The organism is Leeuwenhoekiella aequorea (assembly GCF_004104375.1).
Lineage (GTDB): Bacteria > Bacteroidota > Bacteroidia > Flavobacteriales > Flavobacteriaceae > Leeuwenhoekiella > Leeuwenhoekiella aequorea.
Window position 1 is genome coordinate 327933 of the sequence record NZ_QOVM01000002.1, and the last position, 19542, is coordinate 347474.

Sequence of the window (19542 nt, forward strand, 5' to 3'; positions counted from 1 at the left end):
ATGAAAAAGGGGATCTTATATATACTGCTTTTTACATTTATCCATGCGTTTGCACAAGTGGGTATTGGCACAACAAACCCGCTTGCAGATTTGCATGTTGCTGGTTCTGTAGCGATTCAGGAAAATTTTAAAACTAATATATTACCAACGGTAACAAATAAAGATGAAGATTTTAAGCTACTTACTCGTAAAACTAATTCAATTCCCATAACAGGTGAAATAACGCGATTAAATGTTGACGAACTTACGGTAGCTCCTATTAATGTTTTTAAATATCAATTTAAAAATTTGAGCTACGATAATTTAGTAGATTTTGACTTAAGTTTTGAGACAGATAAGTATATAGTAGGTATTGCAGATTTTAGATATATAGGAGCTCCGGTTATTAAAACTGCAATAAATGATAACCTTTCCTCAATAGGTGCTTTTGTTGTACGTGTTTTTGAAAGTAATAGCACCTGGCATCTGGAAATTCAGAATAGATATCTAAATACAACTTTAGAATCTGATGCAGTTTCTTATGAATTTACATTAATTGTTTATGACACTTCTTTCTATCGTAAGTTACCTATAATCCGTACAGACCTAAACGGTAAAAATTCCGGCACAGCTTCAATAATTCCAGACTTATACTAGATGTACAAACTTTACTTATTTCTCCTATTTATAGTGCTCATAAATCCGTTTAAAATAATAGCACAAATAGGTATTAATACTACAGATCCAACGGCAATGCTCGATGTTAATGGCACCACCATAATCGATGAAAAATTATTTTTAGAAAATCCTGGAAATTCTAACCAAATACGCGGTTCTAAGTTAATTATTGAAAAAACCGATGAGTCAATTGTTCAGTATGATATCGCAATAAGCAAATATGGACCTATTAATTATGCCGAATTAGTTTTTAATAATACTTCACGATTTGGCATATCAGATTATAACACTAAAATAAGTACAGACGACTATATTGTTACCGTTCAAGGATATTATTTTGTGGAACATGGTACTGGATCTACCAGTGTTATTACAGCTAGTAATGGGGCTACAAATACGGTTGAGGGTTATCAGGTGTATGCGTATAAAAATACAACCGACAAGAAGTGGTATATAAAATGTTTTATAAACAATAAAGGAATTTTTAGAACATCGGCAAACGCTGTAACTACTATCGACTTACATATGAATCTGATAATATTTAGAAAAGGATTTCTAGCTAAAGAAGTTGCTGGTTATAACTCTTTCGATGTAAAGAAAAAAACCACTGGAATTTTAGCTAAACCACCAGGATTCTAAGAATTATCTGCATTATGTTCTTCCAAATCTTTACGCAAATCCAATTTTCTGAATTTTGGAGAAATAATTCCTGTTAGTACTACAGTGATAAGCGTCATACTTCCTCCAAAAACCACCGCAGTCACCGTTCCCATCAACTTAGCTGTTAGTCCGCTTTCAAAAGCTCCTAATTCGTTAGAACTACCTACAAACATTGAGTTTACAGATGCTACTCGACCACGCATAGAATCTGGAGTTCGCAATTGAAGAATAGTTTGTCTTATAACCATCGAAATTCCATCGGTTACTCCACTTAAGAACAAAGCCGCTGCAGATAGCCAGAAAGTTGTTGATAATCCAAATACAATTATACAAATACCAAAGCCGAATATCGCAGCTAATAATTTGAGTCCTGCCTTTCTATAAAGTGGAAAATAAGCTGATGTGAACATGGTAATAAGTGCTCCTACAGCCGGCGCGGCGCGTAAAATTCCAAAACCTTCTGGACCCACCTTTAGAATGTCTTGAGCATAAATAGGTAATAAAGCAACTGCTCCACCAAATAAAACAGCAATCATATCTAAACTTAATGCGCCTAGAACGGCCTTACTATTGCGCACAAAATGAATACCTTCTTTTAAACTCGTTAAAATAGGCTCTCCTATTTTGGGATTTAAAATAGGTTTTCTTTCTATTTGAGATAAGCTAATGATGGCAAAAAGTGAAAAACCAAAAATTAGACACATCGACCAGTGAACTCCAATCCAGTTGATTGCAAAACCTGCAAGTGCTGGTCCTATTACTGCGCCCATTTGCCAGACAGAACTACTCCAGGTAGCCGCATTAGGATATACTTTTTTAGGTACCACTAAAGAAAAAAGTGAAAAAATCGTGGGACCTAAAAATGCACGTACAATTCCGCCAAGGAATACCAGAAAGTAAATACTATAAAGTGTAACTTTTGTAGAGATGTTTGTAGTAAACTCCGGCCAGGTTAGCAGGAATAGTCCAATGCTTATAACAGAGAAACCAACTAAACATTTAAATAGTAAATTTCTTTTTTCATTTTGATCTACAATGTGACCAGCAAAAAGGGCAAGTGAAACTGCAGGTATAACTTCCATTAAGCCTATAATTCCTAATGACAACGGATTTTTGGTTATACTATAAACTTCCCACTCAATTACTACAAATTGCATCGACCAAGCAAAAACCATTGCAAAACGAACGAGCAGAAAAACATTAAATTCTTTGTAGCGTAGCGCTGCGTAAGGATCGTTCTTAGCCATATACTATTTTAAATAGCAAATATACCATCACCTCTATTCTAACATAGTTGTCGAAATTATAATTTATTCAGAAAATATTAATATGCTCTAAAGTCGCAGCATTTTCAGCAGCACCCATTCCCAGGCAAGCTAGGATCTGCTGCAGCATCAACTAATGGGGTATTAGTTTTATGTTGATTAGCTGTTAGTTCTTGGTAATCAAGAACTGTATTTATCAATTTTAAATACTTTGCGCCAATTTCTAAATGATACAATTTAAGGCATTCCTCAAAATAAGCGACTTCTATATCAAATTGAGAAATTGGTAGTATCTCTTCGTATTTTTCTATTAACTCCAAAATTTTATTAGGATTTAACCGGTGGTTATATCTATCTAAATTTTTAAAATTAAGAATTACATATTCCCGATTATTTATTTTTTTGTCCTTGTCGACATAGGTGTCTTTTCGAATTAGTAGTTCTGCCATATTATAGTGAGCTGGTATTAGTTTTCCGTTAGGTAGTTCAAAACCTATTTTAATTGCTTTAAATAAATACTCCTTAAATTCTGAAACCTTCATATAGATGTGTATTTTATTAATGCAAAAAATTGTTAACCTATTGTAAAACCGGCAGTAGATACTTGGGTGTTGGGTAACTTTGCAAATACTACATATTATAATATTTGTAATCATATAGATTACACCTTTAAATTTAAATAAAATGAATTTAGACAAGCAGCAAATTCATGATGAACTCACAGAAAGTTTACAGAGTTTACTAATTAAAAATTATGATGCCGAAAAGGGATTTATAAGAGCAATGCAAGAGATTGAACACCCGGCATTAAAAGGGTTTATGCAGCGCCAAGCGGCAAAGCGTAGTAATTTTGCTACTGAACTTCATACTGAGTTACATAATCTAAATGAAACTCCTAAAGAACACGGTAGTCCAGCTGCTCAAGTTCATCGTATTTGGATCGATTTTAAAAGCTCCTTACATAAAGAAGATGCCACCTCCATATTAGAAGAATGTCTTAGAGGTGAAAAAAATAGCGCTAATGAGTATGAAACGGTTTTAAAAGAGCACGATTTTCCTCAGCATTTGCGAACAGTAATCAACAATCAGCTATCAAAAATTTACAGAACTATTGAAGATCTACAACAATTAGAAGACATTACACGACTGCAATAAAGATATTTTAAATAAAAAAAGACCGGCTTTTGCCGGTCTTTTTAGTTGTTAATTCGGTTGTTATTAAGATCTTGGATCTAGAATTAAATCGATACGCTCTTTTAAATCTTGTAAGTGGTAACGACTAAGTGTATCTCCTGTACGTGTCGAAGCAGTTGCAACAAGACGCTTTAGAGTATTTAATTCTGCTCTAGAAATAGCTCTAATATCTGACTGACTTACCTTTACATCAGTTGCATTACGCCCTGTTTGATCTTTTGTCAATAAGTAATCTAAACGCTCAATATAAGCTCGCTGCAAATTACGACGATACGTATCAATTTTCTTTCCATTGGTAAGTTCGCTAAATATCCCCGTTCTTAAGTCTGTCATAAGCTGCGTCAAGGTATACGCATCTTTCCCATTAAGCGTTTCATTTTCAATCATACGGCCCATACGTCCAAAATCAAGAACATTTTCTAATGTACGCACTTGTGTAGCACGTATACGCTCTAAGCTTCCATCATGCTCAATTCGGTTTAAAATTTCAGCATCAATCATCCATTCTGGAGTTGTAAATAATTGCTCTTGTAAAAAAGCAACGCTTTCTGCTTGGCGCTCTTTAGGAACCGGCATATATACAGCACCTTCCTGATCGTAGGTTTTGTAATACTCATAAACCCCACCTATATTATTAGAAACGTGACCCATATATCTATTATATTGTCCCAATACCTGACCATATAGTGTACCTAAATCTTCATAAGTTTTACCATCTTCTGCAGTCCATTCTATAAGATTAGGAACAATACGTTTTAAGTTGGCAATACCATAATTACTAGCTTTAACAGCATCATCACCTAGATCTTCAGTTTGCGAACTAGGATCTACTACTTCTCGCTGTTGTGATCCAAAACGATACATAGGATCTCCTGCGTGTTCAAGAATCCATTGATCCAGAATAGGCTTCTCTGCATTTTCTTTTTTATCTAGAATAGGTCTGTAACCCCATTTAATAGCATATTTATCATAGATGCCAATGTTAGGCATCATAGAAACACCTTCATCACCTGGTTGAGCGATATAGTTAAAACGTGCATAATCCATGATTGAAGGAGCTGTACTGTATTTTTCAGTAAAACTCTTAGATCTTAATGAATCTACAGGATAAGCAACACTACTTCCCATATTGTGAGGTAAACCTAACGTATGTCCTACTTCGTGAGAAGATACAAAACGTATTAATCGACCCATAATCTCATTTTTAAAGGCTACACCTCTAGCATCTGGATTAATGGCAGCTGTTTGTACAAAATACCAGTTCCGTAATAAAGTCATTACATTGTGATACCAGTTAATATCAGATTCTAAAATCTCACCACTACGCGGATCACTTACGTGAGGACCATTTGCATTAGGAATTGGTGAAGCAAGGTAACGCACTACAGAATATCTAACGTCTTCTGGAGACCACTCTGGATCTTCTTCTACAGTAGGAGCATCTTTTGCAATAATTGCATTTTTAAAGCCAGCAGCTTCAAAGGCTACTTGCCAATCTTCAATACCTTGCTTAATGTAGGGCACCCATTGTTTGGGAGTCGCTCTATCTACATAATATACAATTTGTTTTTTAGGCTCTACTAATTCACCTGCGTTAAATTTCGCTACATCTTCTGGTTTAACCTCAAGTCTCCAGCGATCTAAATAACGTACAGTTTTACTTTCCTGAGCATCTAGACCGTAATCTACTTGACCCCGTGCAAACCATCCCACACGCTCATCAAAATAGCGTCTTTCCATAGGCACCTTAGGAAGGAGAACCATACTATTGTTCATTTCTACCGTTATAGATCCTAAGCTTCCATTGCTAGGTGCATTTTTAGCATTATATGTCTTTACGTGTCTAGCTTCAATGTTAAGAGGATAACTTTTAAGGCTTTCAATATAGCTTCGATCTTTGTCTACATTAGAAACTTTATATTCCTCTCTATAATATCCTGGCATACCTAATGCCTGAACATCTGTGTTATAAAGATCATTAACTTGAATAACCGTTTTAGTAGAATCTTTACTTATAGCCTTTATATCGAAAGAAAAAAGAACCGGCTCAAAATTTGAATTAGTTACCGCTTCATGAATAGGAAGTGAGTCTGCTGCAAATATCTGGTGAGATACCACACGAACTAATACTTTTTTATCTCTCTTTTCCCAACGCAGAACTTCAGTATTGGCTTTACCTCCACCAAAACCAATGCCTGTGGCCGTTTTTGCTATACGGCTAACCATAAGCATTTCGCGATCAAAAAGCGAGTCTGCAATTTCATAAAAGTAATCATCATCTACTTTATGAACAGTAAATAATCCGTCATCTGAGATTGCATCTTTAGTAATTACTTTATCATAAGGTTTTAAACCTCCTTTAGATTTTTCAGACTTTTCAGAATCAGCAGATGCCGCTCCTTTTTTAGTCTGTTTCGTACTTGCGCACGAGACTACCGTCATCATTGCAAACGTAAAGGCTGCAATAGGGTAAAGTTTTAATTTCATATTATTATATTTAGTTGCGACAATTTAAGACACGTAAAATAAAAACCCTGTTAAGAACTTCTTAACAGGGTTTGTTAAATTTTAATAAAATATTAGATAATATGATAATTCTAAATATATATTATTTAATAAGTTAGAATAATCTCTTAAATATCAGCTTTTTATTGATTATATGTTATCAATTTCAATTATATACTTGCTTCATCGAGAATCTTAAGATCTTCAGAGTCCAAGTCAATATTCAATGCATCGGTAAATGCTTCTAACTGACTTTCCTTGGTAGCACTAGCTATTGGGGAAGTTATTCCGGGTTGTGCAATTGTCCAAGCTAGAGTTATTGTTGCTTCAGAGGTATTGTACTTAGCCGCAACCTCTTTTAATGCTTTAAGTACGCGTTCACCTTTCTTATTAAAATATTTTTTGAGAAACGGAGCACGATCTTTATCCTCAATATCCTCTTTACCTGTATATTTTCCAGTAAGAAAACCACTAGCTAGAGTGAAATAACTCGTTACGCTGAGGTTATTTTCTATACAGAAACGTTCATATGCACCTTCAAAAGCCGCCCGATCCATTAGGTTATATTCCGGTTGAATAACTTGATATCGCGGTAAATCTTCCTGACTTGATAAGTCTATTGCTTCTCTCAAAATCGCTAACGGAAAGTTTGATGCTCCTATAGTTCTAACTTTCCCCGCATTGATGTGATTTTTATATGCTGCTAAAGTTTCGCGCTGAGCAGTACTATCATCATATTTATGACTAAAGTAAATATCTATATAGTCTGTTTTTAATCTTTTTAGGCTTAGTTCTATTTGTTTATTAATATAATCTACAGAAAGATTAGGAGCACCTGTTCCCATAGGACTTCCCACCTTTGTGGCTATAATGACTTTATCTCTGTTTTTTCTGGTATCGAGCCACTCCCCTATAATCGCCTCACTCTCTCCACCAGAATTTCCTGGCGCCCAATATGAATAAACGTTCGCTGTATCTATAAAATTAAAACCTTTATCAAAAAGAACATCTAAAAGATAAAAAGATTGTTTTTTGTCTGCCGTCCAGCCAAAAACATTTCCGCCAAAAGTTATAGGTGGTAATTTAATATCTGTATTTCCTAATTGAATATATTCCATGATTTTTTTTTAATTATTTCTATTTGTATGGGCTCATCATTGATTAAAAGTAGAAGCTAATACGCTGCTAACACGCTAAACTAAAATTACAAAAGTGTCTTAGTAGATAATTAGGATAGAGGTTTAAAGTATTGTTAATCTGTATTAAAAGCTATCTGAAAAGAAAGAAAAAACTAATTTAGCAAGACAACTAATTAAGCAATACAATGAAAAATTTATTAAGAGCATTAATCGCCGGATACGGAGCAAAAAAAATAGGTGGCGGTCGCTGTGGCTGTATTGGAACTATAGTAGTATTTGCAATTCTATATTGGCTATTGGGATTTGTATTTAACGTTATCTAATACAATTCTTATCAAATAATTTTAAAGGCTTTTTCTCAATTGGGATAAAGCCTTTTTTTTATTCGCCTTCAAAAATTAAGGAATCTTAAACCCTATAAACCTTTACTATTTAATCGCTTAATTACTATAAAAATGACTCTATTTTTAGGAATTATGCATTGATTATAAGTCTAGATTTGCGACATTAAACTGTAATTAAAGAGATGATTTAAATCATCTTAAAATCTAAATTTTGTATGCTGATTTTACTCGAGTTTACCCTGCCGCTTACAAATCCGGTTTTAAAATTTCTTTTAATACTAGTGATTATATTAATTGCTCCTATTCTATTAAATAAGATTAAAATTCCGCACCTATTAGGCTTAATAATTGCCGGAGCAATTGTAGGACCTAAAGGTATTAACTTAATTGAGCGCGACAGTAGCATTATATTATCGGGTACGGCTGGTTTATTGTACATCATGTTTCTTGCTGGTCTCGAAATTGACTTAGCAGATTTTAAGAAAAACAGTAAGAAAAGTGCTGTGTTTGGCATGTACACTTTTCTGATTCCTATGATTTTAGGAACGCTCGCAGGCTTGTACCTTCTTAACATGTCTGTGCCTTCCTCAATCTTATTAGCTAGTATGTTTGCCTCCCATACACTCATTGCATATCCCCTAGTTTCAAAAATGGGAGTTTCAAAAAACAAGGCTGTAAATATTACTGTAGGAGGAACTTTAATTACAGACACATTGGCTTTACTTGTACTGGCAATTATTGTGGGGATGACTACAGGAGAAGTAAATGCAGAATTCTGGATTAAACTTGGCGTTTATATCATACTGTTTGGTCTTACCGTTATGTTTATTTTTCCTATAATAGGACGCTGGTTTTTTAAAAAATTTGATGATAGTGTATCCCAATACATCTTTGTTTTAGTCATGGTATTTCTAGGCGCTGTTTTAGCAGAGCTTGCCGGTATTGAAGCTATTATAGGAGCATTTCTTTCTGGTCTTGCCTTAAACCGGTTAATACCTCACACGTCTCCTTTAATGAACCGTATTGAGTTTGTAGGGAATGCTATTTTTATACCCTTCTTTCTTATAGGTGTCGGTATGCTTATTGATTATCGGGTCTTTTTTAATGATATTGAAACTATTAAAGTAGCTGTGGTTATGATAATCGTAGCCACTTCTGCCAAATTTTTAGCTGCCTGGATTACTCAGAAAACATTTAAATTCTCTGCAGATGAGCGCCGACTTATTTTTGGCTTAAGTAATGCACAAGCTGCAGCAACGCTTGCAGCTGTTCTTGTAGGATATAATATAATCACTGGAGAAAATGCTTCGGGAGAGCCTATACGCTTGCTAAATGAGAGTGTACTGAATGGGACAATTCTCATGATTTTATTCACCTGTACAGTTGCATCATTTGTAGCACAAAAAGGGGCTAAAAATATTGCACTACTTGAAAGTTCTGATGTCGATTCTGAAGAGCTCATTAATACTGAAAGAGTCCTGATTCCTATTAGTAATTCTGAAACTATAGACGAACTAATAAATTTGGGTATTACTGTAAAGTCTAAAAAAAATAAAGAAGGCTTATTTGCGCTGAGCATTGTAGATAACTCTTCAACTGATGCATCTGCAGGTAAAAACGCACAAAAAATACTTAACAAAGCTACTGTTACTGCTTCTGCTACAGATAATAAATTACAAGAAATATTACGTTACGACTCGAGCATCGTCAATGGAATAACGAGTGTAGTAAAAGAACAGAAAATTACAGATCTCATTTTAGGTCTGCACATTAGCAAAGGTATTTCAGAATCTTTTCTAGGAAATTTAACCGAAGGGATTTTAACCAAATGTAATACGACAACCCTCATTTACAAACCGGCACAACCTTTTAATACAATAAAAAGACATCTAATAATTGTCCCTGAAAATTCTGAAAAAGATATGGGTTTCCCATTCTGGATTATCAAAATTTGGAATATTGCCAGAAACTCCGGTGCTAAATTGGTTTTCTACGCAAATAAAGAAACCTTGCTGTTTATTAAACAATTACAAGCAAAGCAATCTATGGAATGCGAGTTTGAAGAATTTAGCGATTGGGATGAGTTTTTAATACTTGCAAAAAACTTTTATCAGGATGACAACCTAATTATCGTCTTAAGCAGGAAAGATGAACCTTCATATAACAAGAACATGTCCAAAATACCTTCCTACTTGAACAGGTATTTTAAAGACAACAGTTACATACTAATTTATCCAATGCAAGCCGGTTATCAAAATGCCTCTAAGATTGATTATAAAAACCCAACAATATTAGCTCCTCTTGAGAAACTCGACGAACTAAGAAAGTCTATTGCTAAGAAATTTAAGTGGTGGTAAGATGAGTTAATTTGGATTGATAATGTAGTAACGGTAGTTTGCAAATAGGCTTCGATTTATAGTAAATTCAATAATTTAAGGAAAAAGAAAGATTATAGTAGTTTCAAAAACTTTAATTTGAGTCCTTAAATTTAACCACACGCAACTGCCCTGGGATTATAATGTACTATGAGACAATCTTTAATTGAATTTATACGGAATTTAAAAGTCTTTCTAAGAACAAAATTTAAGCAGTACAATAGCAAACTTCCTTATTTTATAACTGTATTGCTAGCATTAATAATTGTTGTTTTCTGTATAAATACATTTATAGAACTCACAGATACTCTCAAATCTGAAATTCTTGCGACATACGATACCCAGATTACAGATTATATACTTACATATAGAAATCCCTCACTCACAAAATATTTTGTATTTGTTACAAACGTAGGTGATTTGTATGGCTATCTAATTGTTGTAGGCCTTGCCTCTGCAGTATCTTATTATTTCTTTAAAAGCTGGAAATATGTTGCACAAACTGTTCTTGTACTTTTAGTTGCATCTATATCTAATGTGATGCTCAAACGCTTTATCGATAGAGCACGTCCAGGTATTGAACATTTAGTTTCAGTAGAAACTCTAAGTTATCCTAGCGGTCACGCTATGAGCGCAATGGCTTTTTATGGTTTCCTTATTTATTTAGTAACTCAATTCAATTTAAGTAAACTAGCAAAATCAAGTATTATTGCCGGCTTATCATTCTTAATACTAAGCATAGGTATAAGCCGTATTTATCTGGGAGTTCACTATCCTTCAGACATTGCCGGCGGGTTTATAGCAGGATTTATCTGGGTTGTTTTTTGTATTCTAATATTTAATATCATCGAACTATTTAGGAGAGATCCTAAAACGTAGAAGGCAAATATTTAGATTATCTAAAACGGATATCCTATTGCAAAATTCAGAATAGGATTAGAAAAATCATAAGTCCATCGTTTGCCTTCTTCAAGACTTGGATCGTGAAATGGTGCTGCAAGATCTAAACGTATAACAAAACTTTGTATGTCAACCCGCATCCCAAAACCACCACCAATTCCCAATTGGTTTATAAAATCACTTCCAAAAGTATCTCCTTCAAGCGCCTCGTTATCTGTAGTATTCCAGATATTCCCGGCATCTACAAATACTGCCCCTTGAAGAATATTTATTAATGGAAAACGGTATTCCAGGTTAGCTTCTAATCTTAAATTACCTGTTTGATCATAATAATTAGCTGCATTATCTTCATCTGCAACATACGTTCCGGGACCCAGAGACCGCGTTCTAAATGCGCGCACACTATATGGACCGCCAGAGAAATACTGCTTTGTATACGGTACAACTTCAGAATTACCATACGGTACACCTACACCAGCAAATAAACGAGCTGCTATAGTTTGATTTTCGGCAAAATTAAAGTGATATCTAAAGTCTCCATCTATACGGGCAAACTGTGCATATTCTAATCCAAAAATACTCTGCGGCTGCTCGCCTCCAGAAAATAAACTAAGACTATTACCGGCAGTTTCAAAATTAGCATTTAAAAATATTTGATGTGTTTTACCGGCATCAACCATACCGTTGTATGTAAAAGAATAAGTCAAACCAGATATAAACTGCTGGTCAAAACTAGTTTGTAAATAGGGATTTGCATCGAGTATAGCATCAAATTCTGGCGTTGTATTTGCTAAAGAGACATAATTAATAGCAATAGGATTAATTTCGTGTGTAATATATTTATTTGCCTGCCATACGTATCCAAAATTCGCTTCTACAGATCCTAAAGTGAATAATTGCGATCTGCTGAGGTATGCTAAACCTAATTTTATACGTGTCTTCGGAATATCATATTTGAAATAATCTTTAGAGAATTTATACGGAAACAACATTCGTGGAAAAATGAGTTCTCCACTCAATCCCAATTGTACGCTTGATGAACCGGAAGAACTGCCGGTATTACCTCCCGCCTGAATTTCATAACTACCATCTAGTGAAATATTTAATGTTTCACCACCATTAAAAAGATTACGGTTAGCAAATGTTAATCCCAATCCCGGTCCAGAAAACCCATTTGACTTGGTAACAGCCTTAACTTCGGCTCGAATAGCGCGTTTGTTTAACGGAGATAAAAAAATATTCGCTTCAAGTATACCTAAGCTATCTCCCTCTGCACTATTATCTATTTCATTGTAGCGAATATTCACAAATTTGTAAGCACCTATAGAACCTAATCTTCTACTGGTAGCCTTAGATTTATCCGGACTATACAAATCACCTTCTTCTAATAAAATAAAGGGGTCCAAGCGTTTTGGTAAAAAGTAAAGTTCATCTTGTAAGAAGTTCTTGTTTGCATAAGTCACCGTATCTACTACAGTACTATCCAGAGCTACAGAATAATTAGGATAAACATTTACCTGGGCAACTTTATACGGAATAATCGATTTTACCGGTACATCCTTTTTTAATCGTAAATACAGATCAAATTTTTTATTTGTGTACTGATTTGTATCTGATTCAAAAATCAAGAAACCCGAATTAAAATTATAAAATCCTTCATCTTTAAGCTGAAGATTTATACGTTCACGTTCAGCCTTCATTGCGCTCAAGTCAAAGCGCATTCCAGGCTTCATAACAGATTTATCTATTTCATTTTTGATGCTTTTATAAACCAATAAACTATCAGTATCTAATTGATAATTTTGCAGACGATAAGGCTTTGACAATCCGAGCTTGTAAATAGCTTCAGCCTCTTTATGTATAGTGTCTTCTACAATTTCTGAAGCAACGGTACTGTAGAAAAAACCTTTGTTTTCTAGTCTGTTGAGCAAAATTTGCTCCATCTCATAACTTCGAATATCTGAAGCATAAACAGGTTCCTTTCCAAATTTCTTATTCAAAAACTTATTGATAAATCCCGGTTTCTCTCGCGTACCTTTATAATGAAAATACAAACCCGGATATCCTCCTAGAAATGATGAAACAGGTTCCGGTCGTAAAGCAGCTTTTAAATCTAGCTCAATATTATCAATATCATTGACGATAGAATCTGGTGTGAGCTCAACCGTTTCCTTAGTATATAAATATTCTCCTTCGGGGATAAACTTTTCTACCGAGCAGCTATAGGTTATAAGCCCTATTACAACAGCGAGAGTTGTCCATTTTATATTTCCTTTAATTTTTATAGCGCTATTCATCAGACTCTTCTTCTAATTTAGCTGGAAACAATGATTTCCAAAGCTCTGTAAACTTGTTAAACTCACGTGTAAATAATAAGGAAATACCATTTACCACAATTTGACCGTCAATAATATTTTCATATTGGCTACGTCTGTATCCTCTCAATCTGTATCTACCGTCTTCAGTAAGTAAATATTCAATACTTACATTCCCTACAACCGGCGCAGTACCGTTTTCTGTATTACCGCTTCCCTGAAGATCTACAGCACTACCCACACTTACCACCACCCGATCATCAAATAACTTTTTCTGTGCAGCTATATCTAATGTGGTTCTATCTGTAGGTGCACTCCCTTGATAGTCTGTATAGCTATCTAACCCGAAGTTCAAATCAAACCCTGTATTGCCCAGAAGTTTATCTGAGAATACATTTAATTGATCTGAAATAGCGTCATTTAAGTTATCTCTGGCTATTGTTGCTGTTCCTCCACTACTACCATCGCTACTTGAAGATGGGAAGAATCTATTTAAAACTAGTAATGAAAAAACCTGTTTATTGAGTTCGTTTTCCTGCTGATTTAATTGCTGAACCTGGCTATATACTTGCCCTCCTACGGCACCGCGACTAGCTTCAGGTATATCTAGATTAAAGCTAATTATAGGCTTCATCAATTCGCCGTCAATATTTATATAAACTAAAAACGGAACTTCTTGTCTAAATTGAGATTGTGTACTAATATCTGTTCCACTGGTTGCAGAAGCCATTAATCCGCTTGCTGAAGTTTCAACCTCATAAGCAGCTTTAATATCTAATTGAGCATCGAATGGATCACCAGACCACGTGATACGACTTTCTGGAGCCAGGTCAAATCGACGTTTTACAAGATTATAGAGACTCATCTCATAATGACCGCCATTCACGTTGTAACGACCACTTAATGTCATCCTTCCATTAGGATACATATTGTATTTAAAATCACCCGTCCCGGTAACCTGAAAGTTATCTCCTGTTTGCTCATCAATAACAAGATTGAAAATAGCTCCTTTAGCGATACTTAAATCTGCATCTATTTCAAAACCAGAAACAGTGTATGAATCTTCTTTGTTATTGGTTAAAATAGCATCCGGATTTTCTTTATTTACAAAGATTACCACTCCCTCTTTTGATTCTATTTGCACTTCAGAAGGAGGCAAAACATAGGTCACATCGGTCGCAGAGTTAACCGTTAAACTAAGCTTAACATCGGGTAAGTTTAAGTCTCCGGTAATGCTGGCATCAGCATCAAAAACAACCGTACCATAAACTAAATCAAAGTCATCTTTGGTTGAATTTAAAGCTTTGAAGTTTTTAGCTTTCAACTTAAGATCAAACGTAGGATTAATAAAACTTTCAGTCCCAACTTTTCCACTTACTGAAATTGCATTAGAGTTTGCATCCTGAATTTTGAAGTTATCAAAATAAATGCCTTTGTTATCAAGTCGCAGTTCTTCATTTGCCAATAAAAACGGAGCATTTAGCTTGGTAATTTCGAAGTTTGCATTTTCAAAATTTATTGTTCCATTATAATTGGGCTCTAGCGTAGTACCAGTAACGGTAATATTTCCTTTTAAAATTCCACTAGCATTAGATAGTTCTCCTTGAGAGAAATTTTCAAAAGCTTTAAAATCTATGCGATTAATGTCTAAGTTAAGATCTATCATAGCTGCTTCAGGACTATCAATATAATCCCCTATAACATCCAGATCTGCGACACCTTCTTTAAGACTCAAATTAAAATCATAACCGCCGGAACCTTTAGATTTTCCTGAAACGTTAAGGATTCCCATATCGGTTTGCAACACTTCAAATTGCTTAACGTTTAAATCTGCTAACATTCCCGGAGATGTAAAGGGATCCTCAACAATAAAATCTCCATTGAGAATACCTTTAACCAAGGATTCATTAGGATTTAGAAGATTAAGTATACTTGATAATCTAAAGTTCTTAAAATTCACCCCTAAATGTTCCTTTGAAATACCCGGTAGATTGTTACTAACTTCAACAATTTGATCCTCATAGGATAACTTGAAATCTTCAAATACGGTATTTGCATCGGTAAATAGTATACTGTTATTGGGATTTACACGCCATTTGTTGCGATTAAGTATAAGATCTTTATCATCTATGTGAATTTTAAGATTATCATCTTCTTGAGTGATTAATGCAAGTATATGCATCAACTTTTCATCTTCATCTAAAGAAAGGAAGTCCAGATACATCATATTATTAGTTACGCGACCACCTATTCGTGTATTTTTAATATTAATAGGTCCTGCAACTAAATCTTTAAGACCAAATCCAAAATCCATGTTTTTCTCATTCGATATAAGTTTAAAGGCCAGACTATCTATAGTGTAGCCATTATAATTTACATAGGGTAAATTTATATCCGCATTAAGGGCTCTTTTATATTCATCAAAATCTACAGCAATTTGTACCGTATCTAATTCTCTTAAATTAGGTACAAATACCTCACTTAAAATTGGAGATTCGTGAACAGTACCCCGTATTTTCATTAAAACGGGTTTTGAGAGCGTATCTAATTTCGGATCCTTTGTAAGGTAGGATTGTACGTGTCTTTGTAGTGCAGCAATAAAATCTTGCGGACTCGCATTAGATTCTAAATCTAATTGCAAAATGCGGTTTTTAATATCTAGTGAAGTGGTATCGGGTTTTACAAATGCCTCAATACTTAAATCACCTAATTGATAAGCTTTATCATCATAAACAGCCACACCACGCTTTATATCGCTCTTAATTATATAATCTTCAGGTGTACCTTTGAAAAATCCGGTTAAGGTGAATGCTGCTTTTACATTTCTATTTACAAAACCTAAAGCCTGCAGATCTGCTCCTATCAAATCAAGATTTACAGTTGCTGATGAGGCTACTGAATCAAGTGTTACATCTGCATCAAACTTCATATTAAGATTTTCATCCTTATAAGCTGAAACTAAATTTCCTTTTCCTTTATTAAAGTTTCCTTCTAGTGCTAGATCCTTAAATGTATACTTATTAAAATCCAGACTATTAACCGTAGCATTCACTTGTGCATCAAGATCATTAATTGTCGAACCACTACCCTTTGCAGTTAAATTAAGATCCAGAACACCTAGCATTTCATTCTGAAGTAATTTCCCCAATCTAATTTCAGTAGCCGTTACGGTACCATCAAAAGCAATAGATTCACCAAATGCAGCATTACCGTCTAGTACCACAATGCCGTCTGTAGTTTCTAATTTTGATTTTGTAATTGCTCGAGTTGTACTGCCCTTTAAAGATCCACTGAGGCGAACTAATTCAGGAAATTGAACACCCAATTCTTTTTCATCTAAAAATCTATTCAGATCAGAACGTATACTTTGAATACGGTAAGTAGGAAAATTATAAGATAACTTATCAGGGTTTGTAGCATTATAGACTGTTCCTTGTAAACTTAGAAACGTAGTATTACCCCAATTAAAACGAGTTGGTTTTATGGTGAGATCATCTAATTTCCCGGTTGCAACCAGACTACCCGTTAGTTTGCGATTGCTTAGTTTATTAATGTAACTATTGTCTTTTAACTCTGGTTGAAATAAAAAGGCGGTCTTTAAATCTGCAATTATATTGGGAATATTGAGGTTCATTGTCGCACTCCCGGGAGTCTCAATAAAACTAGCTAAACTTGCATATCCTACTTCTAAGTCTCCTTCTAAATAGTTTTCATTTAGTTTGAATTTAAGATCATTAACATCAATCAATTCATCGGTTACTTTGAGGGTGAAATTAAGATCTTCAAGGTTCAAACCAGAAGCTTCAATGGCTGATGCGTTTAATAAATCGGCAGTTATTAACTTATCTTGAAGTTGAATGTCTTTTAAACCTAAAGACATTTTTTCAAGGGCAATTGCATTAAAATTGAGCGTACCATTAGTGGGAGTAGCACCATCTAATGTATATTTAATCGAGTTATCTACAAGAGTAACCTCACCTATATTTACCAGGTAAGGAGGCCACTCAAAAGAGTTAGTTTCAACAGAGTCTTCTTCTGTTTTTTCAGAGCTAGTAACTGTACTAAGAGCCAGTTCAATTTTAGAATTATTGAGTACTAATTTATCAATATCAAATATGTTATTCTTAAGGTCTATCTGTGGTACTTCTGTTTCAAAATTACCTATACTTGCGTATGCCTGTATCCCATCGGGAATAGAATTATAGTCAACAACAACTTTATTTAATTTAAGCTGTTTAATCTTTATATAAGGCATTGGTACCTCGGTTGTATCTTTAGATACAGGTAATGACTTGGTCTGCTTGTAGGAGATTCTTGTATGGGTTAAAAAAATGTTTCCTACTTCAAACCGCATGGTTTCAAGATCTGTTTTACGCATATCAAGCTCGAGCTCAGATAAAGCCAAATTTGCTTCCATGCCCGAAATATCATCAATATAATTTACCTTAAAATCCTTAAAATTAAAATCTCCCAGATTTAGCTGAAATGCAGTTGTATCCTGAGGCGTGGAAACCGTAGTAGTATCTGCTGTTACAAAGGCATCTACTAAAAATTGATAGTTAAAACCCGCAATAGAATCTCTTCTAATTACATTTGCTCTAACGCCTTCCCAATCAACATTATCAATACTTAGTGGACCTCCAGTAATTAATGACCATAATGGTACAGCGGCTTCTAAGTGCTTACTATACACTAAAGTGTCTCCTTTTTTATCGGCAAGATAAAGACCATCTAAAGCTATATCACCATCAAAAGTTATAAACAGGCGTTCAATTTGAACTTCAGTTCCTGTTTTATCCTCCACATAATTAATAGCCTTATCAACTAATATGCCTTGACCCCAAGGACTGCGTATAAATAATATAATAAGTAATAGTAAAACCAAGATTGCTACTAGTACTTTACCAAAAATTTTTAAGCCTTTTAAAATCTTTTGTTTAGGAGTCTTCTTCATAATTCATTATCTCAAAATAGCAATAGAATTACACTATTTTGAAGTGGTTAAAAGTACTATTTATACAATAGCAGTTGGCAATCAAATTATTAAAAACTTGTTATAGTTTTCTATATAGGCAGTTAAAAATGGAGCGAAGGTTTTTTAAATTAAATAAATTCAAAAAAAATAAATTATGAAAACAGATAGCAAAAAAAATACAGACTACAATTCTGACGTAACCAAGGAAGATTTAGACATATTAAATCAGAAAAATATACATAAGGATGGTGGCGCAGATGAACAATTAAGGGATCGCCAAAAGGATGTAGACTTTACAGGGAAAGATCTGGATGTACCTACTGGTGAAAAAACTAATGAACAAACTACGGGTCTTAAAGACGAAGAAAATAAATTATACAGTCAAGGAGGGTCACGTAACAATAATCTCGATGAGCAGAACGGTGAATTATAAAAATTTTACCGTGCATAAAAAAGCCATCAATTGATGGCTTTTTTATATCTAATTTTCTTTAACTATCATAATATTAGCCTTTACGCCAGTTAACAAGTTCCATTCATTAGAACTAATTACGTTCCCGGTATCATCATAAACTACAAAAGCTGCAGTATTAGGTCCACTAGAACCTTGGTTTAAAGCCTTAAACGATATCTTATTAAATCCTTTTTTTAATGGAAGATAAAAGCTGGTATAGGCTTCAGTCAACCATATACTAGGTAACACAATTTCATCATTGACTAATACAGCAACCCGATCTCCATCTACATAAGCATAATCTCTACAAACAATTTTAACCTGCTTCCCTCCATTTTTAAATGTACCTAAATCTTGATCTGATTGATGTGCGGGTTTTTCAGATTTATCAGAATCCCGATTAGCTTCACGCTGATTCATCATTTCTGTATACCGTTGTCCGGCATCTGCGTATTTTTCATGCGTAAGCATATAAAAGGTAGGTGTTTCCGGGGCTCTAAGTACTGGACGTTCCATTAATTTACCATTTGCATCTAATTGCAAACCGCCTATTGATTTTTTAGATTCTGGTAAATCTGAAGTCGGATCTGGAACTGGTGTAGGTGTACCATTAGGATTTTCAGTTGCCGGAATTTTAAAAGATCCCGACCGGTTATCTATTTGAGATAAGACTGTAAAAGGCATAAAAAATATACAAATCACAAATAGTAATTTATAATCATATAGCCGTTTGATATACATAGTATTCAATTTCAATCT

General features: G+C 34.3%; 13 protein-coding genes. 6 read left to right on the plus strand and 7 right to left on the minus strand.

Translation table 11 applies throughout. The features are described from left to right. Together DSM00_RS05495 and DSM00_RS05500 are read left to right on the plus strand one after the other, a co-directional pair. Positions 1 to 636 carry a hypothetical protein gene (locus DSM00_RS05495; protein WP_128757023.1) on the plus strand — a complete coding sequence of 212 codons (636 nt, stop codon included), beginning with the start codon at positions 1 to 3 and terminating at the stop codon, positions 634 to 636. Further along, positions 637 to 1296, plus strand: coding sequence for a hypothetical protein (locus DSM00_RS05500; protein ID WP_128757024.1), 660 nt, complete (start codon positions 637 to 639; stop codon positions 1294 to 1296). Here DSM00_RS05500 and DSM00_RS05505 read toward each other — a convergent pair. Further along, entirely contained in the window at positions 1293 to 2564 is a 1272-nt protein-coding gene (locus DSM00_RS05505; RefSeq protein ID WP_128757025.1) for an MFS transporter, read from the minus strand. The genes DSM00_RS05500 and DSM00_RS05505 overlap by 4 nt on opposite strands. A gap of 104 nt (positions 2565 to 2668) precedes the next feature. Continuing rightward, on the minus strand, positions 2669 to 3124 hold the full coding sequence (locus DSM00_RS05510) for a DUF6428 family protein (RefSeq protein WP_128757026.1): 456 nt from the start codon (positions 3122 to 3124) through the stop codon (positions 2669 to 2671). Between the two features lie 142 nt (positions 3125 to 3266). Here DSM00_RS05510 and DSM00_RS05515 point away from each other — a divergent pair, with 142 nt between their 5' ends. Then, positions 3267 to 3737, plus strand: a complete 471-nt coding sequence (locus tag DSM00_RS05515; protein WP_128757027.1) for a ferritin-like domain-containing protein — start codon at positions 3267 to 3269, stop codon at positions 3735 to 3737. Positions 3738 to 3800: 63 nt separating this feature from the next. On the opposite strand, the gene DSM00_RS05520 is transcribed toward DSM00_RS05515, so the two are convergent. Together DSM00_RS05520 and DSM00_RS05525 are read right to left on the minus strand one after the other, a co-directional pair. Beyond that, entirely contained in the window at positions 3801 to 6263 is a 2463-nt protein-coding gene (locus DSM00_RS05520) for a zinc-dependent metalloprotease (RefSeq protein ID WP_128757028.1), read from the minus strand. Positions 6264 to 6451: 188 nt separating this feature from the next. Next, on the minus strand, positions 6452 to 7399 hold the full coding sequence (locus DSM00_RS05525) for an aldo/keto reductase (protein ID WP_128757029.1): 948 nt from the start codon (positions 7397 to 7399) through the stop codon (positions 6452 to 6454). Positions 7400 to 7979: 580 nt separating this feature from the next. Here DSM00_RS05525 and DSM00_RS05530 point away from each other — a divergent pair. Continuing rightward, a complete protein-coding gene (locus DSM00_RS05530) occupies positions 7980 to 10121 on the plus strand; it encodes a cation:proton antiporter (RefSeq protein ID WP_128757030.1) in 2142 nt (713 codons plus the stop codon). A 168-nt stretch (positions 10122 to 10289) separates the two neighbouring features. Beyond that, positions 10290 to 11018, plus strand: a complete 729-nt coding sequence (locus DSM00_RS05535) for a phosphatase PAP2 family protein (RefSeq protein ID WP_128757031.1) — start codon at positions 10290 to 10292, stop codon at positions 11016 to 11018. A gap of 20 nt (positions 11019 to 11038) precedes the next feature. Here DSM00_RS05535 and tamL read toward each other — a convergent pair whose 3' ends face one another. Together tamL and DSM00_RS05545 are read right to left on the minus strand one after the other, a co-directional pair. Continuing rightward, positions 11039 to 13336 carry a translocation and assembly module lipoprotein TamL gene (tamL, locus tag DSM00_RS05540; protein ID WP_128757032.1) on the minus strand — a complete coding sequence of 766 codons (2298 nt, stop codon included), beginning with the start codon at positions 13334 to 13336 and terminating at the stop codon, positions 11039 to 11041. Further along, a complete protein-coding gene (locus DSM00_RS05545; protein WP_128757033.1) occupies positions 13329 to 18308 on the minus strand; it encodes a translocation/assembly module TamB domain-containing protein in 4980 nt (1659 codons plus the stop codon). Before DSM00_RS05545 ends, tamL begins: the two co-directional genes overlap by 8 nt. A gap of 175 nt (positions 18309 to 18483) precedes the next feature. Between DSM00_RS05545 and DSM00_RS05550 the strand changes: the two genes are divergently transcribed. Beyond that, positions 18484 to 18762 carry a hypothetical protein gene (locus DSM00_RS05550; RefSeq protein ID WP_128757034.1) on the plus strand — a complete coding sequence of 93 codons (279 nt, stop codon included), beginning with the start codon at positions 18484 to 18486 and terminating at the stop codon, positions 18760 to 18762. A 48-nt stretch (positions 18763 to 18810) separates the two neighbouring features. Here DSM00_RS05550 and DSM00_RS05555 read toward each other — a convergent pair whose 3' ends face one another. Next, complete coding sequence (locus DSM00_RS05555) at positions 18811 to 19524, minus strand: hypothetical protein (RefSeq protein WP_128757035.1); 714 nt, start codon at positions 19522 to 19524, stop codon at positions 18811 to 18813. Between the last annotated feature and the right edge of the window lie 18 nt (positions 19525 to 19542).